Source organism: Stenotrophomonas sp. YJH_SMC_82, assembly GCF_059368875.1.
Genome location: NZ_JCAFSE010000001.1, coordinates 269,422 through 289,707, shown reverse-complemented (window position 1 = coordinate 289,707; position 20,286 = coordinate 269,422). Strand labels below are relative to the sequence as shown.

At 63.2% G+C, this 20,286-nt stretch carries 26 protein-coding genes; 10 read left to right on the top strand and 16 right to left on the bottom strand.

Translation table 11 applies throughout. The features are described from left to right. Positions 1-33: 33 nt before the first annotated feature. The gene (locus tag AC5P53_RS01280; RefSeq protein ID WP_065178854.1) at positions 34-468 is read right to left on the bottom strand and encodes a PepSY domain-containing protein; all 435 of its coding nucleotides are present in this window, start codon (positions 466-468) and stop codon (positions 34-36) included. Between the two features lie 145 nt (positions 469-613). On the opposite strand from AC5P53_RS01280, the gene AC5P53_RS01275 reads away from it, so the two are divergent. From AC5P53_RS01275 to AC5P53_RS01265, 3 genes are read left to right on the top strand one after another with little or no spacing between them, the layout of a single operon-like run. Further along, positions 614-904 (top strand): PepSY domain-containing protein, encoded by a 291-nt coding sequence (locus AC5P53_RS01275; protein ID WP_032958819.1) that lies wholly within the window; start codon positions 614-616, stop codon positions 902-904. Then, complete coding sequence (locus AC5P53_RS01270; RefSeq protein ID WP_049441948.1) at positions 904-1,563, top strand: response regulator transcription factor; 660 nt, start codon at positions 904-906, stop codon at positions 1,561-1,563. Before AC5P53_RS01275 ends, AC5P53_RS01270 begins: the two co-directional genes overlap by 1 nt. Further along, entirely contained in the window at positions 1,560-2,888 is a 1,329-nt protein-coding gene (locus tag AC5P53_RS01265; protein WP_227863690.1) for a sensor histidine kinase, read from the top strand. Before AC5P53_RS01270 ends, AC5P53_RS01265 begins: the two co-directional genes overlap by 4 nt. Positions 2,889-3,034: 146 nt before the next feature. Here the strand turns inward: AC5P53_RS01265 and AC5P53_RS01260 are convergent, their stop codons facing one another. Beyond that, positions 3,035-3,355 carry a DUF6122 family protein gene (locus AC5P53_RS01260; RefSeq protein ID WP_005411369.1) on the bottom strand — a complete coding sequence of 107 codons (321 nt, stop codon included), beginning with the start codon at positions 3,353-3,355 and terminating at the stop codon, positions 3,035-3,037. 37 nt (positions 3,356-3,392) lie between these two features. After that, positions 3,393-5,282, bottom strand: a complete 1,890-nt coding sequence (gene speA / locus AC5P53_RS01255) for an arginine decarboxylase (RefSeq protein WP_241887325.1) — start codon at positions 5,280-5,282, stop codon at positions 3,393-3,395. Between the two features lie 191 nt (positions 5,283-5,473). Between speA and speE the strand changes: the two genes are divergently transcribed. Continuing rightward, positions 5,474-6,328 carry a polyamine aminopropyltransferase gene (gene speE, locus AC5P53_RS01250; RefSeq protein WP_241887324.1) on the top strand — a complete coding sequence of 285 codons (855 nt, stop codon included), beginning with the start codon at positions 5,474-5,476 and terminating at the stop codon, positions 6,326-6,328. Between the two features lie 124 nt (positions 6,329-6,452). On the opposite strand, the gene AC5P53_RS01245 is transcribed toward speE, so the two are convergent. Then, on the bottom strand, positions 6,453-7,358 hold the full coding sequence (locus tag AC5P53_RS01245) for an aspartyl/asparaginyl beta-hydroxylase domain-containing protein (RefSeq protein ID WP_032954620.1): 906 nt from the start codon (positions 7,356-7,358) through the stop codon (positions 6,453-6,455). Between the two features lie 436 nt (positions 7,359-7,794). Between AC5P53_RS01245 and AC5P53_RS01240 the strand changes: the two genes are divergently transcribed. Then, positions 7,795-8,454 (top strand): RIO1 family regulatory kinase/ATPase domain-containing protein, encoded by a 660-nt coding sequence (locus AC5P53_RS01240; protein WP_032958814.1) that lies wholly within the window; start codon positions 7,795-7,797, stop codon positions 8,452-8,454. A gap of 125 nt (positions 8,455-8,579) precedes the next feature. Here the strand turns inward: AC5P53_RS01240 and AC5P53_RS01235 are convergent, their stop codons facing one another. Beyond that, complete coding sequence (locus AC5P53_RS01235) at positions 8,580-8,918, bottom strand: P-II family nitrogen regulator (RefSeq protein ID WP_005411374.1); 339 nt, start codon at positions 8,916-8,918, stop codon at positions 8,580-8,582. Between the two features lie 154 nt (positions 8,919-9,072). Between AC5P53_RS01235 and ubiK (AC5P53_RS01230) the strand changes: the two genes are divergently transcribed. Next, positions 9,073-9,324 (top strand): ubiquinone biosynthesis accessory factor UbiK, encoded by a 252-nt coding sequence (ubiK, locus tag AC5P53_RS01230; RefSeq protein WP_049441951.1) that lies wholly within the window; start codon positions 9,073-9,075, stop codon positions 9,322-9,324. A 40-nt stretch (positions 9,325-9,364) separates the two neighbouring features. On the opposite strand, the gene AC5P53_RS01225 is transcribed toward ubiK (AC5P53_RS01230), so the two are convergent. Further along, entirely contained in the window at positions 9,365-10,294 is a 930-nt protein-coding gene (locus tag AC5P53_RS01225) for a hypothetical protein (protein ID WP_241887323.1), read from the bottom strand. Positions 10,295-10,367: 73 nt separating this feature from the next. Here AC5P53_RS01225 and ubiK (AC5P53_RS01220) point away from each other — a divergent pair, with 73 nt between their 5' ends. Together ubiK (AC5P53_RS01220) and arr are read left to right on the top strand one after the other, a co-directional pair. After that, positions 10,368-10,619, top strand: a complete 252-nt coding sequence (ubiK, locus tag AC5P53_RS01220; RefSeq protein ID WP_197605348.1) for a ubiquinone biosynthesis accessory factor UbiK — start codon at positions 10,368-10,370, stop codon at positions 10,617-10,619. 126 nt (positions 10,620-10,745) lie between these two features. Continuing rightward, positions 10,746-11,180, top strand: coding sequence for an NAD(+)--rifampin ADP-ribosyltransferase (arr, locus tag AC5P53_RS01215; RefSeq protein ID WP_053495282.1), 435 nt, complete (start codon positions 10,746-10,748; stop codon positions 11,178-11,180). Here arr and AC5P53_RS01210 read toward each other — a convergent pair. From AC5P53_RS01210 to AC5P53_RS01195, 4 genes are all read right to left on the bottom strand, one after another. Then, a complete protein-coding gene (locus AC5P53_RS01210) occupies positions 11,173-11,619 on the bottom strand; it encodes a DUF4279 domain-containing protein (protein ID WP_241887322.1) in 447 nt (148 codons plus the stop codon). The two genes, arr and AC5P53_RS01210, sit on opposite strands and share 8 nt — an antisense overlap. Before the next feature lie 184 nt (positions 11,620-11,803). Continuing rightward, on the bottom strand, positions 11,804-12,292 hold the full coding sequence (locus tag AC5P53_RS01205; RefSeq protein WP_241887321.1) for a hypothetical protein: 489 nt from the start codon (positions 12,290-12,292) through the stop codon (positions 11,804-11,806). Between the two features lie 312 nt (positions 12,293-12,604). Next, positions 12,605-12,961 carry a CPCC family cysteine-rich protein gene (locus AC5P53_RS01200; protein ID WP_032958808.1) on the bottom strand — a complete coding sequence of 119 codons (357 nt, stop codon included), beginning with the start codon at positions 12,959-12,961 and terminating at the stop codon, positions 12,605-12,607. Between the two features lie 389 nt (positions 12,962-13,350). Further along, positions 13,351-13,953 carry a DUF998 domain-containing protein gene (locus AC5P53_RS01195; protein WP_241887320.1) on the bottom strand — a complete coding sequence of 201 codons (603 nt, stop codon included), beginning with the start codon at positions 13,951-13,953 and terminating at the stop codon, positions 13,351-13,353. Positions 13,954-14,580: 627 nt separating this feature from the next. Between AC5P53_RS01195 and AC5P53_RS01190 the strand changes: the two genes are divergently transcribed. Both AC5P53_RS01190 and AC5P53_RS01185 read left to right on the top strand, forming a co-directional pair. After that, positions 14,581-14,937, top strand: coding sequence for a hypothetical protein (locus AC5P53_RS01190; protein ID WP_241887319.1), 357 nt, complete (start codon positions 14,581-14,583; stop codon positions 14,935-14,937). Between the two features lie 45 nt (positions 14,938-14,982). Continuing rightward, positions 14,983-15,513, top strand: coding sequence for a cold-shock protein (locus AC5P53_RS01185; RefSeq protein ID WP_100474324.1), 531 nt, complete (start codon positions 14,983-14,985; stop codon positions 15,511-15,513). 52 nt (positions 15,514-15,565) lie between these two features. On the opposite strand, the gene AC5P53_RS01180 is transcribed toward AC5P53_RS01185, so the two are convergent. From AC5P53_RS01180 to AC5P53_RS01155, 6 genes are all read right to left on the bottom strand, one after another. Continuing rightward, positions 15,566-16,123 (bottom strand): hypothetical protein, encoded by a 558-nt coding sequence (locus AC5P53_RS01180; protein WP_241887318.1) that lies wholly within the window; start codon positions 16,121-16,123, stop codon positions 15,566-15,568. A gap of 84 nt (positions 16,124-16,207) precedes the next feature. Continuing rightward, positions 16,208-16,615: a hypothetical protein gene (locus tag AC5P53_RS01175; protein ID WP_141750818.1), complete on the bottom strand. Its 408-nt coding sequence runs from the start codon at positions 16,613-16,615 to the stop codon at positions 16,208-16,210. A 26-nt stretch (positions 16,616-16,641) separates the two neighbouring features. Further along, positions 16,642-17,082: an Imm44 family immunity protein gene (locus AC5P53_RS01170; protein ID WP_049441965.1), complete on the bottom strand. Its 441-nt coding sequence runs from the start codon at positions 17,080-17,082 to the stop codon at positions 16,642-16,644. Positions 17,083-17,124: 42 nt separating this feature from the next. Further along, a complete protein-coding gene (locus AC5P53_RS01165) occupies positions 17,125-17,463 on the bottom strand; it encodes a hypothetical protein (protein ID WP_134709220.1) in 339 nt (112 codons plus the stop codon). Positions 17,464-17,573: 110 nt separating this feature from the next. After that, positions 17,574-17,972 carry an Imm10 family immunity protein gene (locus tag AC5P53_RS01160; RefSeq protein WP_101766221.1) on the bottom strand — a complete coding sequence of 133 codons (399 nt, stop codon included), beginning with the start codon at positions 17,970-17,972 and terminating at the stop codon, positions 17,574-17,576. Between the two features lie 886 nt (positions 17,973-18,858). After that, positions 18,859-19,782, bottom strand: coding sequence for an RHS repeat-associated core domain-containing protein (locus AC5P53_RS01155; RefSeq protein ID WP_227863693.1), 924 nt, complete (start codon positions 19,780-19,782; stop codon positions 18,859-18,861). Positions 19,783-20,286 lie beyond the last annotated feature (504 nt).

Genomic DNA, 20,286 nt, shown 5'->3' with positions numbered 1-20,286 from the left:
CCGAGCATGGGCTCGGCTCTACAGAGGCCAACGTCAATCCAGCCAGCCATCGCGCTCGCTGTGCAGGATGCGGCCGTCATAGCCGCTCAGGCGCACCTCTACCTTCTGGTTGCGGGCATTGCGGGCTTCCAGCGACCAGGTCGCACCATCGCGTTCCAGCGAATGGATCTCGCGCAGGCCATGCGACTGCGCCCGTGCCAGCACCTGCTCGGTAGTCAGCAGCGCGCGGCCGCTGTGCTCATCGAAGATCTCGCCGGTCTTCGGGTCCACGTAGACCTCGCTGAAGCGGCCATCGGCGCGGCTCACGTCAGCCTCCCACAGGCCATCATCGCGTTCGATCTCGTGGATCTGGGTGTAGCCGGCCTTGCGCAGGGTCTGTTCAACCTGGGCCATGCCCAGCGGCGCGGCCTGTACGGCCGGCGCGACGGCAAGCAGGGCAACAGTGGCGAGGGTGAGCGACTTCAACATGGGGGTTCTCCTGTTCGTGGCCGGACCATCCCGGCAACGCCACGATGCATGGCCCGGTTAACAGCGCCTTAGCCGTGGCTGTTAGCCGGCTGTTAGTCATTCCCGCCACACTCGCGCCTGTACCCCTCTCTCTTTCCTTACCCGCATGCTCGCCACCCTGCCCCTGCTGCTGGCCCTGGCCAACGCCCCGACCGCCGCCGCGCCCCTGCAGGACCCGGCGCAGCAGGTCGCGCGTCGCGCCGTGCAGCAGGGCCGCTACGTGCCGCTGGAGAGCGTGGTGCGCGATGCACTCAAGCGCTCCCCCGGCCAGCTGCTGGAAGTGGAGCTGGACGACGGCGTCTACGAAGTGGAGATCCTGCGCGGCGACGGCGTGGTGGTGGAGCTGGACTATGATGCGCGCAGCGGAAAGCTGCTGAAGACGGAGCTCGACGACTGATGCGCATCCTGTTGGCCGAAGACGATGCCGCACTGGCACAGCGCCTGGTGCCCCTGCTGGAACAGGCCGGCTATGTGGTGGCGGTGGTCGCCGACGGTCGCGAGGCCGAAGAAATCGGGCAGATCGAAGACCTCCAGGCCGCCATCGTCGACCTCGGCCTGCCTGGGCTGGACGGGCTGAGCGTGATCGAGCGCTGGCGCGGCAACGGCCGCAGCTTTCCGGTGCTGGTGCTGACCGCGCGCGGGCGCTGGCACGACAAGCTGGCCGGCTTCGATGCCGGTGCCGACGATTACCTCACCAAACCCTTCCAGGCCGATGAGCTGGTGCTGCGCCTGCGCGCCCTGATCCGCCGCAGCCATGGCCACGCCAGCCCGCGCCTGCACTGCGGCCCGCTGCAGCTGGACGTCAATGCCGGCCGCTTCGAGCTGGATGGACAGGCGCTGCCACTGAGTCCGCAGGAATTCCGCCTGCTCAGCTACTTCATCCACCACAGCGGACAGGTGATCAGCCGCGACCGGCTGGGCGAACAGGTGTTCGACGGCGGCCACGACCCGGACTCCAACGCACTGGACGTGCTGCTCGGACGCGTGCGCCGCAAGCTCGGCATCGACCTGATCCAGACCGTGCGCGGCCAGGGCTGGCGGCTGGCCGAGCCATGAACCGGCAACCGTCGCTGCGGCGGCGCCTGCTGCTGGCCGGCGGCGTCGGGCTGCTGCTGGTCTCGCTGCTGGCCAGCGCTCTGCTGGGCGAGCTGTTCAAGCGCAGCGCGCGCGACCGCCTCGACCACGAACTGCAGCAGGACATGCTGACCCTGCTGTCACAGGCCGAAGTGGACCCGGACGGGCAGTTGCGCCTGCGCCAGGAACCCAATGATGCGCGCTTCCAGCGCGTGTTTTCCGGTGCCTATTGGCAGATCGCCGGTGCCGATGGCCGCGTGCTGCTGCAGTCGCGCTCGCTGTGGGATGAAACCCTGCCGGCGAAGGCCGCCGGGCCGGCCACGCGCAATCTGCCCGGGCCGCTGCAACAATTCCTGCGTGCACGCGTGCAGCAGGTGCGCCTGCCACGCGCCAGCGAACCGTTCGTGGCCGTGGTCGCCACCGACCGCAGCGCGCTGGATGCCGATGTTGCCGCGTTCCGCAAGCGCACCGCCATCGCACTGGGCGTGCTGGTCGCGGCGTGGCTGGCGGTGCTGGCCAGCCAGGTGCACTTCGGCCTGCGCCCGCTGCATCGCCTCGGTGCGCAGCTGGAACGGGTACGTCGCGGCGATGCGCAGCGCATCGACACACAGGGACTGGGCGCGGAAGTCGCACCGCTGGGTGAAGAACTCAACGCGCTGCTGGACCACCAGCAACGCATGGTCGCGCGTGCGCGCACCAGTGCACAGGATCTGGCGCACGCGCTGAAGACTCCACTGAGCGTATTGGCCACCGAAGCTGACAGCGACGGCACGCATTGGCGTGCCACCGTGCGCGAGCAGAGTGCGCGCATGCAGGCCAGTGTTGACCGTTACCTGGCTGCAGGACTGGCTGCCGACCATCGCCAGCGCACCGACGTGGCGGCCGTCGCACAGGCGATGTGCCGGCTGATGGCACGCGTGCATGGCGAACGTGGCATCACGTTCACGGCGGCAGGCATCGATCCGGCGCTGCAGTTCGCCGGCGCCAGTGCGGATCTGGAAGAGATGCTGGGCAACCTGCTGGACAACGCCGGGCGCTGGGCGCAACAGCAGGTCACTGTCGAAGCGGAAACCAGCGAAGGGCAGCTACGCATCGAAGTGCGCGACGATGGCCCCGGCCTGGCCGCAGACGCGCTGGAACGGGTCACCCAGCGTGGTGTGCGGCTGGACGAGCGCGAAGGCAGCAGCGGGTTGGGGTTGGCGATTGTCGGCGATATCGCCGCCAGTTATGGCGGGCGCGTGGCGTTGGAAAATGCGCAGCCGGGCCTGCGCGCGACGTTGTGGTTGCCAGGCATCGTCAAGCAATAGATCGACCTGGATGCGCCGTTGTAGAGCCGAGCCCATGCTCGGCTCGGGGCAGTGCGAAACGCAGCCGAGCGTGGGCTCGGCTCTACAGGCAGCGCGAAGAGCGCCGACCAAGGTCGGCATCTACCAGAGCAGGTGTTCGCTGCAAATCAACGGTGATGCATCCACCAGCAATCAATCGCGTCCAGCACGATGTGGATGATCAGACCGATACCGAACAACCGCGTTTTCTTCGGCACGCACAGCCCGGCATAGACCGCGATGGCCGGTGCGGTGTGCAGCGGGTGGAACCCGATGCTGCAGCGATTCGGTGCGTAGATCGGATCGGCCAGCAGATGATCCAGGTCGATGATCCAGCCCAGCAACATCAGCAGCCAGGCCGAGGCGAAGCGCTTGCGCCAGAACAGCCATGCCAGCAGGGCTGGCACGGCGGCATGCAGGAACAGGTGGAAGATCGCGCGCGCGCTCATCGGCAACGGTGGCACCGGGCGGGCCCGGTGCCGTCCATCACACCAGCGGTTCGTCGGACAGGTAGGTATAACCGGTCAGCCCGGCTTCCAGCGCTTCCGACAGCTCCTGTGCGCGTTCCGGCGACAGCTGCGCCGCGGCCACGCGCTGCGCATAGGTGGCACGCAGTTCGTCCAGGCGATAGCCCACGTAATCCAGCATCACGTCGGTGGTGTCGCCGCGGCGCTGCTGGGTGATGGCATAGCCATCGGCGTCGGCCAGCACTTCAACCGCGTCGGTATCGCCGAACAGGTTGTGGATGTCGCCCAGGATTTCCTGGTAGGCACCGACCATGAAGAAGCCGATGCGGTAACTCTTGCCCGGATTCATCCTGTGCAGCGGCAGCGAACTGTCCAGGCTCTCGTTCTCGACATAGGTCTCCACCATGCCGTCGGAGTCGCAGGTCATGTCGGCGATGATGCCGCGGCGGTCCGGGGCTTCATCCAGGCGCTCGATCGGCACGATCGGGAACACCTGGTCGATCGCCCACACGTCCGGGATCGATTCGAACACGCTGAAGTTGACGAAGTACTTGTCGACCAGGCGCTCGTTCAGTTCGTCCAGCACCGGGCGATGACTCTTCTCGTCGTAGCTCAGGCGCGCACGCACGCCGTGGGCGATGGCGTAGAACAGGTCGTCGATGCGCGCACGCTGCGGCAGGTCGATCTGGCCCAGCGCGTAGCTGGCCAGGCCTTCGGCATGGAAATGCTGCGCCTCCTGGAACAGTTCCACCGCCGGGCGCACGTCCAGCTCGTCGTGGATCTCGCGCAGGTGGCGGATCGCTGCCGGCTCGTCGTCGTGCTGGTCCGGCACGCGGCCTTCCTGCGCTTCTTCCACTTCCGACACATTGGCGATCAGCACCGCGTGGTGCGCGGTCATTGCGCGGCCGCACTCGGTGACGATGCGCGGCGGGGTCAGGCCGAATTCCTCGCAGGCGTTGGCCAGCGGCTGCACGATGTTGCTGGCGTAGGAATGCAGGCCGTAGTTGATCGAGCAGAAGCTGCGCGAACGGGTACCTTCGTAATCCACGCCCAGGCCACCACCCACGTCGACGTGGGTGATCTTCGCGCCCAGGCGCGACAGCTCCACGAAGTAGCGGGTGGCTTCGCGCATGCCGTTGGCGATGTCGCGCACGTTGGAGATCTGCGAGCCCATGTGGAAGTGCAGCAGGTTCAGGCAGTCGGCGTACTCGGTGTCACGCAGCGACTTCCACAGGTCCAGCAGCTGGCGCGGCGACAGGCCGAACTTGGCCTTGTCGCCACCGCTGTTCTGCCACTTGCCGGCACCCAGCGAGGCCAGGCGCATGCGCACGCCCAGGCCCGGCTTCACGTCCAGCGCCTTGGACTCTTCCAGCACCAGCTTCAGCTCGGACGGCTTCTCGATGACGATGAAGGTCTGCAGGCCCAGCTTGCGGCCGATCAGGGCCAGGCGGATGTACTCGCGGTCCTTGTACCCGTTGCAGACGATCAGGCCACCCGGGCGGGACAGCGCCAGCACGGCCATCAGTTCGGGCTTGCTGCCCGCTTCCAGGCCGAAGCCTTCGCCGTGGTGGCTGGCCAGGGTGCCGGCCACGCCGCGGGTCTGGTTGACCTTGATCGGGTACACGGCGGTGTAGCCGCCGCTGTACTCCCAGTCCTGCTGGGCCTGGGCGAAGGCCGCCTGCAGCTTGCCCAGGCGCTGGCCGAGGATGTCCGGGAAGCGCACCAGCAGCGGCAGCTTGGCACCGGCCGCGCGCGCAGCGTCCACCACCTTGGGCAGCGATACCACCGGGCCGTCCGCCCCGGTCGGTCTCACCACCATGTGCCCGGCCTGATCCACGTCGAAGTAACCGTCCGCCCAATGCGGGATCGAGTAGGTCTTGCGGGCTTGGTCGAGGGACCAATCGGTCATTTCAGTCGGCCTTGTTGGCAATAAAAGGGGGGGCATGATAACGCCTATATGCCCACAGGTTCGTTATCATGCGCGCCCGCGCCCGTGACAGGTTCCAACCTGAACGGGCCGATCCGTCCGGATGTGGCATCTGTGCCACGCGGCCCCGCCCGCCAGCCCGGCTCCACCCCTCCGAACAGGACTGTTTTCCAATGACTGACAGCAACAACTGGTACATCGAACACTTCGAGCGCACCGGCTCGGCCATCGGCTACCGCATCACCGGCAAGCTGGACGAGGTGCAGTCGCCGTTCCAGAAGATCGAGATCTTCCAGACCACCGACTGGGGCAACCTGATGACCATCGACGGGGCCATCATGCTGACCAGCAAGGACAACTTCTTCTACCACGAGATGATCAGCCACCCGGTGCTGTTCACCCATGCCGCACCCAAGCGCGTGGTGATCATCGGTGGCGGCGACTGCGGCACCCTGCGCGAAGTGCTCAAGCACAGCGGCGTGGAGAGCGTGACCCAGTGCGACATCGACGAGCAGGTCACCGTGATGGCGCGCAAGCACTTCCCGGAACTGTGCGACTCCAACGACGACGCCCGCGCCGAGCTGCTGTTCGACGACGGCGTGGCCTACATGGCCAACTGCCCGGCCGGCAGCGTGGACGTGGTGATCGTCGATTCGACCGACCCGGTCGGCCCCGGCGAAGGCCTGTTCAACAAGGCCTTCTACGAGAGCTGCTTCACGGCCCTGAAGGACGACGGCATCCTGGTGCAGCAGTCCGAATCGCCGCTGATGCAGCTGGACTTGATCAACGAAATGCGCACCGAGATGGGCAAGGCCGGCTTCGGTTCGTTCAAGACCCTGCCGTTCCCGCAGCCGTGCTACCCCACCGGCTGGTGGAGCGTGACCATGGCGCGCAAGGGCGACAGCAGCTTCGACTTCCGCCAGGCCGACTCGGCCGCCAAGACCTTCAACACCCTGTACTACACCGCCGCGCTGCACACCGGCGTGCTGGTGACCCCGCCGTTCGTGCAGGCGGCATTGAAGGGTTGATCCAAACAAAAACCCGCGCTGGCGACAGCGCGGGTTTTCTGCTTTCTGTAGAGCCGAGCCCACGCTCGGCTGCTCTTCGGACAGGTTGCGGTAAACCCAGCCGAGCATGGGCTCGGCTCTACAGTCAAAGCGCCCAGATGCCCGCAATCACCGCCACCACCAGGCCCCACTTGATCAGCTGGTAGGCCACCACGCTGCGCTCGCGCAGCGCCTTGGCCTTCAGGCGCACCTTGTAGACACTGCCGAACGCCTTGTTGACGCCACCGGTCGGGTCACCCGGCAGGTTCGGCGATGCACCACCGGCCAGCAGCGTGGCCGCCACCGCGCGGTTGAACAGGCCCGGCAGGCCGAAGCGCAGCGGGCGGGCGATGTCGCAGAACAGGATCACCCGGTCCTGCTGCGTCTCGTTGTGCGCATGGTGGATGTAGGTCTCGTCGAACATCATCCACTCGCCGTCGCGCCAGCTCTTCTTGATGCCGTCCACTTCGATGTAGCAGGCATCGTCGTTGGGCGTGCTCAGGCCCAGGTGCAGGCGCAGCGAGCCAGCGAACGGGTCGCGGTGCGGGCGCAGCTCACTGCCCGGTGGCAGCTGCGCGAACATCGCCGCACGCACGTCCGGGATCGACTCGATCAGCGCCGTGGTCTTCGGGCACAGCGTCTTCGCCGACGGGTGCGACGGGCCGTACCACTTCAGGTAGAAGCGCTTCCAGCCACGACGGAAGAACGAATTGAAGCCGGCATCGTTGAACGTGCTGGAGGCAGCGATCTTCTGCGCGTCGCGCAGCGCCAGCGCCTCGTCGCGGATCATCTGCCAGTTCTGGCGCAGCGGCTCCAGCTGCGGGAACTCTTTGCCCGGGTCCAGGAACGGCGTGGTCGGCACCTTCGAGAACATGTACATGACCACGTTGATCGGAGCCATGAAACTGGAGTGGTCCAGCAGCTGGCGCGACCAGCGCGCGCGGACCTTGCCACGGAAGTGGATGTACAGCACGCAGGCCACGAACAGCGCTGCAATGACGATTTTGATGATCAAAGCACTTTCCTCCAGCCGCGGCCGGAACGGGAAACGGGGCGATGCACGGCCAGGCGGCCAGCACCGGTTCGGAACGCGGCAGGGGACGGGGACGTGCCGGACGGGGGCGGCCGCCGATGTCGCGGGTTAACAGCTTATGGTCGGCAGGGCGTGCGCCGGGGTCAAGCTGGACGTGCGTGGCGTTCAGCGCGCCGCCGATGAATGGGCTGGAAGCGCGCCCAACTCATTGATTCAGCGGGGCAAACCTTATAAGTGAGACGGAACTGTCCGATTCTGCGTGACGAACTGTTCCAGCCACGACCCCGACATTTCTCCGACAAATCGTGGAATAGCGAACTGGCGAGTACTAAAATTAACGAAAACTTAGTAACTCCCTGTAACACCGGTTCGCTTGACGCTTTGCGCCACCCACCGGGTCGTCCGAGACCCCGACATGCATCTTCCTGCTCTTCCCCCCTCCTCCTGCGGCAATGATGCCGCCTCCCCGCTGCTGCTCAAGCGCGGCGAGCGCTTCCTGGCCCCCGATGTCTACCGCACCTGCCTGGACGGGCGCGAGGCAGTCATCAAGGACTACTCCCGCTACCGCGGCACCCCCGTTTCGCTGATCGCGCGGCTGATGGTGCGCCGTGAAGCACGCATGCTGCAGCGCCTCGGCGGCTGGAAGCATGCCCCCGCGCTGCTCGGCACCCTGGGCGGCCTGGCGCTGGGCATGGAGTTCATTCCCGGCCAGACCCTGAGCACCGCGCAGGCCGTCGGCAATGACGTGTTCGAGCAGCTGCAACACGCGCTCAGCCGCCTGCATGCCGCCGGCATCACCCACAACGACCTGCATGGCACCAACGTGGTGGTCAGTGGCGGCGTGCCGGTGCTGCTGGATTTCACCTCCGCCTGGCGCGTACCCCGCTGGCTGCGCCGCGGCCCGCTGAGCCGGCAGATGCGCCGCAGCGACATGAAGAACCTGCTGAAGATCCGCCAGCGCGTGACCGGCCAGGCGCCGAGCGCCGCGCAGGCCGCGCTGGTGGCCGACCCGGGCTGGGTCGCCGCCGTGCGTCAGGGCTGGAAGCGGTTCTACAAGTGGGCCAAGCGCCGGTAGGGGTCGAGCTCGCTCGACCGCTTTACCGCTCTTTGTAGAGCCGAGCCCGCGCTCGGCTGCTGTTCCTGCATCGCGCGAAATGCAGCCGAGCATGGGCTCGGCTCTACAACATCCCGCCGAGCGGGTTACAACGCGTCCGCGTCCAACTCGCCGGTACGGATACGCACCACGCTGCCCAGGTCGTACACGAACACCTTGCCGTCACCAATCTTGCCGGTGCCGGCGGCCTTCACGATGGCCTCAACCACCGCCTCCACCTGGTCATCGGTCACCGCCACTTCCAGCTTCACCTTCGGCAGGAAATCGACCACATACTCCGCGCCACGGTACAGCTCGGTGTGGCCCTTCTGGCGACCAAAGCCCTTCACTTCCGTCACCGTGATCCCGGTGACCCCACGCTCGGCCAGCGCTTCGCGCACGTCGTCGAGCTTGAACGGCTTGATCACCGCCATGACCATCTTCATCGTCTATCTCCTGTCTTCCGGCGTGGAGGATAGCGCCTGAACGCGGCCCGTGCGAAGCCGCTGCGGCCTGTCCGGGCAGTGGGTGCCGGCAGTATCCTTGTGCCCGAACGGCCTGCCCGCGCCGGATGCACGGGCCCACCCCACGGAGCACCCCATGATCGACCTGAATCAAATCGATGACCTCGCCCGTCGCCTCAGCGACCTGGTGCCGCCGGGCCTGCGCGAATCGCGCGAGGAACTGCAGGCCACCTTCAAGAGCGCGCTGCAGGCCGGCCTGGCCAAGCTCGACCTGGTCACCCGCGAGGAGTTCGAAGTGCAGCGCGCGGTGTTGTTGAAGACCCGCGAAAAGCTGGATGCGCTGGAAACGGCCGTGCGCGAGCTGGAAGGGCGCTCGACATCAGATTGAGTTGACGCCACTTTCGCCAGACAGCGAGGCGAAAAGCAGACTACCGCTCATCGTCAAACGCGAAGTGCCTCACATCCTCGAGATCGAACACGGCACGATCCTGCGTCAGCCGAATCCGCCCGGACACCTGCACGCTGGCAGAGATATTGCACAGCCCAGGACTGTTACGCTCCAGGCATATGCGCTTCTGTTCGGCGTAAAAACGTGCGACCGAACTGGCGGCCCCATGCTTGCCGATATCGAGGATTCGTGCGCCATCGCTGCAGTGGGAGTTGCGCAGAACCTCTTCGTGGCGGTTATCCGTTACATATCGAGCTGACAACACGACCTCGTCCCGATCGTATTCGCCGGGACTCTTAGCGATGGCACACAGCACTTCATCATGAGGATCATCCTTTACGGTTGTCGCCCCCCCACTGGCACATGCAGATAGCAGCAGGCCCAGCATGGGCACTAATGACGCTGATTTCATAATCATTTGTCCTTCTCGGTCTTGGGCTGACGCGCTTCCCAGTTTGCAACAGAACCCTCCCCCCTTGGCCTGTTCGCCCTTGCTGATGTTGATCCCAAGGCCTTTAGCAACAACCGCCTCCGTGCCGTAAGCACTCCGCTCTGTGGCACGAACCTCATCACTGGTAGCCGCGGGGCGTCCTCGCTCCGCCGTATCAATATCGTGCTGATCTTCTTGGGCGATCACCTGCGCCCCCGTTTTTGGGCTGTCGACCTTGCTGAGATCGACAGTGACTGTCCCCTTCTGATTGGTATTGGCGAGCGTGACTACCTGTGTTGGACGCCCATCTGCGGCGTAACTCCAAGTCTGGCTTCCGTTCCCATCGGGGAACGTTAGCGTCGAAATCCTGTTGCGCGCATCGTACGCCCGGTCAATGACCTGTAGCCCTTTTCCTAACAAGCCCCGCCAGCCACTGCCTTTGTGCTCGAAAAGTCCTAGGGAATGGACTGAGGAGGTCATCACAAGGTTTCATGCGTGGTTTAACTCGGCGGGCTGAAGATCGAACCGGCTGTTACCCCACGGCCCCCTCCCCATGATCGACCTGAATCAAATCGATGACCTCGCCCGTCGCCTCAGCGACCTGGTGCCCCCGGGCCTGCGCGAATCGCGAGAGGAACTGCAGGCCACCTTCAAGAGCGTGCTGCAGGCCGGCCTGGCCAAGCTCGACCTGGTCACCCGCGAGGAGTTCGAAGTGCAGCGCGCGGTGTTGTTGAAGACCCGCGAAAAGCTGGACGCGCTGGAAACGGCCGTGCGCGAGCTGGAAGGACGCGGCGCCGCAGAATGAAAAAAGGAGGCGCACCGCGCCTCCCGTTTACAGATTATTTCCCGGATGGGGCCTTGCAGCAAGGCCCACCGGGCGCCCTAGACTCGCCGGCCTGTCGATCCGGCAGCACAGAGGGGGGCAGCAGCGATGGCGCAGGACACCGATTGGACACCCGTTTCGCATGACACCTGCGACCAGATCGCCGGGCCGTTCTATCACGGCACCCGCGCTGACCTGGCGGTGGGCGAGTTGCTGAGCGCGGGCTTCCGCTCCAACTACCGCGACAGCGTGGTGATGAACCACATCTACTTCACCACCATTGCCAAGGGCGCCGGGCTGGCTGCGGAGATGGCTCGCGGTGAAGGGCGGCCGCGCGTGTATGTGGTGGAGCCGACCGGGCCGTTTGAAGACGATCCGAACGTGACCAACAAGAAGTTTCCCGGCAACCCGACGCGATCGTATCGGAGTGCGCAGCCGTTGCGGGTGGTTGGGGAGGTTACGGAGTGGGAAGCCTACGACGCGGAGTTCGTTCGGCAGTTGAAGGCGTTTGTTGCTTCGGGGAGTGGGGAGATCATCAACTGATGGCCTGCTGGCGCTGGGCGTTGCGCACTTCTTCATCGGCTTCATAGATGTCCAGCCCGAGCTCAATGCCGCGCTCACCCAAGGCGAGCAGCGCGCGAGGCGAAAGCGAGACACCACCGTTGCTGCTGCACATGAAAAGGCCACAGAACAGATCAGGCCGGAAGCGTGCCAGAGCCTGCCATACGGCGAGATCGCCGGTGAGTTGATCGAGGATCTCGAAGATCTGAGCGTCCAGATCTTCAGGCTCACGACGCTCCGCATCAAGTTGCCAGCTGCCAGTCCTGGCGATACGCACGGTGCCTGATCGGCTGCCTCTGAGTTCCTGGCCCTTGTGATGCGATGCGGTCGGGGTCGCCCCGAGCAAGGCACTGACTTCTTCGGGTAGGAGGTCATCCCCGAAGAATCGGAGGGTTACCAGGGAATGATCGAATGCTGCCATGGGAATCCAGCTGTCCTTTTCGGAACGTATTCCAATGCGTAGGCCTCGTTGATGCCAGATTCCGGCCGGAACCGGACGACAGCAGCTTCGGAATAGGCCGAACCGGGGGAATCGGCTTGGGCTCAAACGGAGGGCTGGCCGGTCCCTACTTGAACATGTCCAAAAAGCCCAGCCGTAAAAATCATCAAGCCCCATCCGGAAGGCGGACCTGCGCCGCGCATTCTGCCGCAACGGACGCAACCGATGTGCCCTTCAGTCGTGAAAGTGCCGCAAGCGTACGTCGTTCATACGCCTCCGCGACTCCCGGATCTGGCTCGATGAACGGCGATGTGCAGATGTCCTCGAGCTTGAATCCCTGGGTGGTCAATGCCAAGACCCGCTCAGGCGTTTTGGGCAATGCACGGGCTACCGCGTAATTGATGGATAGCGAGGCGCCCGCATCTGAAAACGGCTTTAGCGCAGCCGCAACCTCAAGCCATGCAGGATCGCCTGACTCGATGCCAGCGGTGACCTGCCCAAACTCCCGCTCGTGCTGCCACAGGTCCCAAAGCACCTTGCGCCCCCCTTCGTTGGCAACGCGATTGAGCACGGCCTGTGCCGAAGGGCGATCCGCCGCGACTGCAGCTGCGCTGGCAATCGCAAGCACGAGTAGGAGCACTGTCATGTTTCTCATGGGACCTGACTCCCTGATGGATGGACCCTTGGATCCGGTCATACGACCTGCCCACAAAGCACCATGTGGCGTACTTTCCCCTGATACAGCGCGATCCTAGGGTGGCTGGGTTCGGCCATCAAGCCGGCGCATGGCCAGATCCAGGCATAGGATCAGACGCCCCGCCAAATCCACGTTCAAGACATTTGGGCCATGTCCGCTACGGGTCGCTGGCTGGTCAGTGATCCACAGGAAATACCCTGCGCGAGCCAATGTCCGCTCTCGGCCAGTGGTGGACACTCGCGAACGCCATGAGTTGAGCCGCGAAGTGCTTCAGATCGAAAGAACGCCCAGCATCGACCAGTAAGCCTCCTTCTCGTACGAGACACTCTTGCTGTGCCAGTGATTGCCGCCCCTTAGAGCTTCGTAGTGCCCGATCTCCGTGCTGGACAAAGGGCGCCAGCCAGATCCGCGGCGAAAGCCGCTTGCGACCTCGACGCCAAGGGGGAAACTGGAAAGAGCATTCTGCTGCGCTTGCGCCAGAGACTCGCCGTTGGCTCCGCCGGTGGATGTGGGGTTGGCAAGTTGCACTCCGTCATCCTCCCAGTTGCAGATCGGACATATGGCATGGGACCCGTAGACGTCTTCCAGGGTCAGGAAGCCACACGATGGACAAGGCAGATCGATCATTGAGAACCAAGAACCTCAGGTAGACGAATCACTGGACTGGCAGGTGTCGCGTAGGGCTGAAGGGGACGAACGTCCGCTTCGGATCGAGAGCGGCCTCTAGCATTCCGGGTCGCGTTGTCTGGCGCCGGCACGTTTGCATTCAGCCAAGAGCGGGCATCAATCGCAAGAGCCTTCTCTGGGCGCGGTTGCGCTACTTATAGCAGAAGGCGCGCACGACCTTTCCCCTCTTGCCACCCGTGGTGCCAGCATCAAGGAACAGATGGTTGAAGAGCACCCACGGCTTGAACAGCGAGCACACTGGCATGAATCCCGAGAAGATCACCTTGAGCTGGGGCCGGAGAATCGAGAAGTCCTTGTTCGGCCCTCTATGTTCCTGTCGCGCGCCCCCATCAATGCGCAGCCTGCGCCTTCAGCGCGCTTGAATCCCTGCGCAGCAGGTACAGCGCAAGCAGGAACGGCCACAGCGAGTTGATCGAAGAGAACACGCGCTGGGTCAGCCCCCTGAACCCCTCCGGATCCGCCCCCACCACGTTCAACCAGAGATAGACGATGCCCCCGATGCTCACCACAGCGGTCACGGCGTACGCCCTTCGGTTGGCAGACCACGCGCTCAACTCGATGTGTGACATCGCCGGTGCAATGATGTTGGCGATACCGATGGTGTAGAAGCCGTGCATCGGATGGCCCATGGGCCAGAGCCCGTTGCTCAGCATGGAGATGCCAAAGATCGCCCAGCAGATTGCGCCTACGGCAATCCGCCGGCCGGACTCCCGCCATATCCCGATGGCAAACGCCACGAAGCCCACGCCGGAGCCGAGGGCGGCGATCCTGCCGCAGATGCTTGCAAGCGTGGGCGCCTGCAGCAGCTCGCTGGCGTGCTGCGCAAGCGGGTTGTAGCCCGGCGCGAACAGGGCAGCAACGCTGGTCCAGAACAGGAACCACGGAAGCGGGAGCAGACCCGCAGACAGAAGAAGTCGATTGCGGCGTAACACGTACAGTGATCCTTGTAGCGGCCTGCGCCAGTGGGTGGAGTCCGTTCAAACGCCGCAGAACCTTCCTGCTGCGGGCAGGACAGTTCCTGGTGACTACAGCAGTAGTCAGATTCTGCGTGACGCCCCACGGGGTCAATAGGCAGAAAGTCACTCACGCATGGAGGCGAAATACGCGGCATCCATCAGCGACCGTCAGACCAATGCTGTCGCATTTGCCGCGCCCTACATCTCTGACGGAAGGTTCTGACGACTCCGTTCCAGAAGTCCCGCTGCGCCAAGCACGCCAAGGCTCTCGCCGCTTCCGGTGCTATGCGACAATGCCAAAAGCGTCTCGGGTTTTGGCGGCATTGCCCCCCACCCGTTGGCATTCCGAACAACAGCAGGTAATCGTTACTGCGCCACCGTGCATCGGTGGTCGGGACTCGAAAGCCCGTTTTGTTGGGAAGTAGTTTGCGCTTGCCAGCCGGCACCACCGCGCGTGGTGCCGGCTGGCAATCCGTCTGCCGGCTATGGCGGGCGGGGCGTGGGGGTCTTGTACCCGCCGGTTCCCAACATCCGGTTTTCGAGCCACGCTCTGCCCGCCACCTTTATCGGTGGCGGCGTCCGCCTGCATGCACGGAGCCCGCCATGACCACGCCGCACTCCCCTCCCCCGCGCCCGATCCAGCAAGCGCCCTCGGCCGCTCCGGCCCCGGACCCCAACAGCCTCATCGCCATCCTGCGCGCCATCGGCGCGGGCGCTGCGGCCGACGGCCAGCCCTGGCCCGAGCGGCACCATCTACGCAGCCGGCAGATGCAGTTGTCCGACGCCGACTGCGCACTCACCGGCCAACGCATCGTGCAGGAGATCCTGCTGGCGGCCGAGCGCACGCGCCAGAACGGCGAGCCGGAGCAGCACGTGGGCGACCGGGTGATGGAGGGGCTGGTGATGGCCGATCTCGCGCTGACTGCCTTCATCCACGAGCGGATGCGACCCAAGGACTGAGCGCGCTTATGGCGCGGACCTTTCTGCCTGTGTGCGGGGTGACGAATGAAGATGCACGGCCTTGCCGCTGCGGTGGTGTGCATCGCGGTGATCGGCGCGATGTGGGTGGAGTGGCCCGAGCCAGCGGGCGATCAGGTCTGGGCCTACCAGAAGCTACGGCCGGCCGATTACCGCCTGCTGCACAGTGATGCACTCGGCTTCGTGACCGCGAAGGCCCACGAGGGTTTTGAACTGCACGCGCGCTATGCCGGGGTAATGTCCTTCGAGATCCGCTGCAAGGGCGTGCTGGTTATGGAGGTGGAGAACGCGCCCTCGCGCGTGCTGATCCGCATGCCCGCCGATGCACGGTGGCGGGCGCCGGATATCGAACGGCTGCGCATCAGCTTCGAGCGTTGGCTGGATCTGCACCAGAGCCAGGGGCGATTGCTGGTGGAAAGCGCGGGGCCTTCGTGGGTTGAGGCACGGTTTGGGCGCTTCAATGGGTTGGTGCTGGATGAGCAGCGGTGTCTGCTTGGGGCGCCAGCCAACCGCCAGGCCGCTTCCACCAACTACCTCAGCGCTGAAGTGCCCTCGTAGGCTGACGCTCACGGTTGCGCTGTGCCTGCACCGCATGCGGCACAGCAACTGGTCAGGGGCCAAACCCCAGCGCCATCGCAACCACTTTCCCATCCCGAACGTAGAAGCAAATGCTCGATCCACCTTCCGAGAACCCACAGGTGCGCTCGACATCGAAGCCCCCCAGCGTTGCCTGCTCTGTCTTCCGCTGGCCATATCTGCGTGCTGTGCCGATGGCCTCGGACGCCGGATCACCCATCGCAACGCCTTTCAGCTTCACGCCGCGCAGGCTCTCGGTTCTACCTGCAGTGGGTTGCGCCGCGCTGATCGATGAAACGCGGATCTCATCAATGGTTCGGAACTGCGGAGCCACATCAGGGTTGGAGGTGATCAGCACCTCCAATCGGGTAGTGGGATCCAGGTATCTACGCCGCATCAGTCCTGTGGCATCCACGACCAGCTCGCCATCACCATAGCGGCGCAGGAAATCCCTCTCGCTGTAGACATGCGGGATGAAACTTCCATCGCGGAAGGCTTTCGATACAAAGTCCACGCGTGGATTCCCTGCGGGGAAGCCTGCTGCTGCAGGCAACATACCCAGCGCAATCCAGATGAGTCTGCGTGTCTTCATGACAACTTCGTCCATCCATCTGAAAGAATGATCACAGAGCATTCTTGACTCATGTGCGGATAGCCCACTCGTTCCAGAGGCGTATCACCATTCCGGATGATAGCGGTCCTTGTACTCGTCTTGAATCAGTCCTTGGTTCACATAGCGCCCCTGACTGGTCCTCAGCACGTCCCGCGCGAACCTCAAGGCGCCGTCAACCGAATCAAACGTCCACTCGGTACCAAAGGGATGGTCAGGATCCACCGCCTCGAACTCGTACACATCGATGAAGCCAGGCGCTCCATTGTCAAATACTTCGCAAAGACGAACCCTCCAGGCGTTCAGATTGGCCTGCTCAATGGAGACAAAGCGAATCACACGCTGATCCAACTCATATCGATCGGGGAGCAGCTGCTCGACATCGCGGCCCGCCGAAAGATTGCCTGTTACATCCAGATCACAAAGATAGCGCTGCAATGGATCCCTCATTCCGTTGAGAAAATTGACCAGCAAGTGAGCATCGGCGACTTCCGGAGCGACTAGGACGCCTCGCCCGAGGCATAGTGCCATGCACCCGACGATTGGCCGTTGTAACGGCTATCGATGTCCTCCAGCCATACCTTCAGATCCATCAGAAACCTTGCATGGTCGAAGTCCTTGAACTTCACCCTGCCCAGTTGCTCCGCCAACTGCTCAAGCAATTCGCGGGAGACATACCGCATTTTCTCCTTCATCGAGAGCGGAACGATGGTCGGCAGGTCAAGCATCACATCGGTATAGAACTCCGCCTTCTTTCGTCGAAACTGCACTCTTCGCTTGAAATCCAGCTCGGGATCTCGACACACGAAAAGCAATGCCACAGAAGCCACTTCGTTCCCGTAGCTCCTGGACTCGAATGTGGCGGAGCGCTCTACGTAATGACTTTTTATCCTGCCAACATGCGACTCCCAGTCGCAGTCCGCCACGAAGTTCAGTTTCATCAGTCCCACGCTCCATGTCAGTGCTGCGCGCGCATCCCGCACCTATTCGAGCAGGTCGTGTAGATCGATGCCAGACGGATTCACCAGGCGCTTCTCGCGACCCACATGGTGAAGCTCGAAGGTGCCTTTCTCTGAATCGATGACACGGGTGCCATCAAGCACCGCCAGAAACCCGAAGACCGCCGAACGGGCAGCTTCACCGGCAACGGCTCGCAACATGTCGGCTTCTACAGCGGACAAGCTGTTGAACCATTCGGACCGTGCCAACAGGTCTGGGGCCACCCGACGGCCCGGTGGATACGCCAGGTTCGAGATCGTACTACCCACGGATGATTCAAGCACATAGCGCTGGATAGCGGATACAAATTCGTCAGCTTTCATGCCACTCCCCCGGCTTCGAAAATGAGCCGGAACACATTCGCCTGTCCGGACCTGCTGCCTCTTGTCCCCGCTCAGCCCGCCTCTCGCAGGCAGTGCGGCACAGCATGAACTCAATCCCGTCCAGACGAGTTCAGATCGAGCGGAATACCCTCCGCAACACAGATTTTCCGCAACGCGGCCTCCAGCTTGCTGCCGTTTTCCAACGTTTTCAGTGTCACTGCAATCCCACCAGTGATCCCAAGCTTCCTCTGTGCACTTTCGGAGAGAGACAGCTCAAGCTCCATGCGCCGCAGAGAGATATGCACCAGACCGCCATAGCAAGGCTCAAGACCTCCACCGACCTCGATATGGGCGTGCGCCATGCCCAACTCTTCGTCCTGGTCGTCATACGCCTTCGCGTTCTGCAATACCACGTAACGAGACGGATTCGTCGAGCTGTCGGCCAAGCCAACTACGATGCAGTAGTCATCTTCCTCTATGGAAACGACTTCGGCCTTGAATCTGTACATTTCCCGGGTACTCCTGACATGTGGAAAACTCAATGTCTACTCCGCCGCTGTCCTGGTGCCGCTCTCAGCACGCAGGGTCGTATCGTTGTCACCCTTCCAGCCCACCTGGGTGCCACTCGCCCCGCCTGCGAGCCCATCCGTACTTTTGTCTGTTCCCCCGCCGCTCGATCATCAAGGGCGGCACCAACGTCAGGGGCGGTCTGTACTGACGGAAACCGAGCCGTCTTCCAGCAGGTGGACGCTTACATATGCGTCTGGCGGAGGTATCCGATCGATCGACGCCCCTGCGGGGAGAATGTCCCAACTTGTGATCGGGCCGCAGACTGTCCTATGCACCAAACGGCTGCTATCCAACCCTCGCTTGGCAAGCTCGGCCACAACTACTTCAGGCGGCTGGCGCTCGAAGCCCTTGTAGGCGGTGCACGTCTCTCCCGTCTGGCCAATGGGATACGTTGAACTCTCCACCTCATCCCGGCACCCCGGCAGGCCCATGGCGAGCGAGAGGGCCATCAGTACACGCAAGCCGCGATGGACCTGCAGTGAACGCATTTTTTCCAGCAGCTGATGTAGAGATGGGCATGCTTTCACTTGCAGCCCGGTGCACCTCCCCGCAGAAAGCACAAGTCGCCCATTGGGCGACTTGTTCTCTGGTGCAAACGAGATCACGGAAGGGGGCACGCCTATCGCCTTCGACGCGAATTTTCCCACCACTGCTTCAACGCAAGAAACAGATGAAGGAATAGGAAGATCACCGCGAAGTAGCCCCAAATACGCAATCCCGTATGCATAGCGTCCGGGTAATTGCGGTACGTGAGAACTGCGAAGTAAGAAGCGCCAAAGACCGCAGCGAGAAGCTGAGTGCCTATGAGGCCTTTCAACAAGGGACTCATTTTTTCTTCTCCAGGTCCTTCTGTACGACAGTCGCCCCTGCTCCCGCCAGGCCCTGCCCCGCTTGGGACGCCGCGCCCTGGAGTGCCGATTGCCTGGGAATGGCAGTTCCGGTTGACGCAGTGGCACTTGCCATGTTCGGCCCACCTGGGCCGCGGGATTGACTCAGCCGTTGGAGTGATCCGCGTGCAGCTGGGCCTGCGAAATCACCCATGGCAACGCCAACCCCGGAGGCTGCCAATCCACCCGCTGCACTGCCAATCGCATTCGAAGCGACGCCCTCCGCCGTGATGGGTTGCCCTTTGATTGCGCTCTCTGCGGCGGAGCCAGCACCACCCGCCACCGCATTGACCACGGTCTGTATGGCAACCGCACGCCCTACCGAAATCGTGCCGGAACCCACTGCCGCAACGGCCACTCCACCAGCGCCTCCGGAGACTGAGCCAACCGCAGCAGCAATGCCAGCCTCCACTTTGTCGATAGGCTTATCCGGATTCATGGCTTTTTGGACCGCGATGTCTGCGAGGCCGCCCAGGACGGCACCGTAGATGAATGGCATTACTGGAACCCTTCCGTCCGGATCGGTGAAGGAGTACGGATTGCCATAAGCGTAGCTGTATCGATTGAAGTGTTTCGTACTTGAATGCGTAGAGATCGGATCCACCGAGAGGAAGAGTCCCAACTGGGGATCATAGTAGCGCTGCTGCATGTAGCTCAGCCCAGTGGCAGCGTCGCTCACGTGTCCCGTATATCCAGGTCCATCCGCAACCTGCCCGCCAACAACGGCCCCATAGGGTTCGTAGTCATAGCGCTTGACCACGTTGCCATTGGCGTCGGTCTCGGCAACCACCGAACCAAGCGCATCGGTATGAATGTAGGTGACCGTCTCGGCACTTGCCGATGGCGTCAGCGCCAGGCTCATCATTAGTGTGCAACAGAGCCAGGCCCCCACGGAGCCCCGTTCGGGAATGCGCTTCGCCACCCCCAAAAGGACGAGGGAAACACGACGATCAGCCTCCTCAAACGTTTCCATTCTCCCCATCCCCTTGAAAGAGCCTTCCAGCAAGATTCCGTCTTCATATCACAGCCCCCGATGGCTGGGGAAGTCACATTGAAAACCAGTGCGAGTTGACGTGAATCAAGCGGTGGCTGTTGCCACGCTGTTTTTCCAGAAGCATCCATGGTTGCACCACCTGGGATGCCCAAGTGGAATTGGCGTAGCGCTTGGAAATGCGTGGTCATGTGTAACCGACACCATTCAATTTGAGTAGAACGTCAATTTGAGTAGCATTCCAATTTGAGTAGCACGGCGAATTGGCGTCCATCGTTCACTTGATGGCCGAATCTTGTTTCCGCAGAGGAGGAAGGCATGCCCCAACCGTCTGCCGGAATCCCCCTAGCCGCTTCACCAGCAATTCCCGATGGT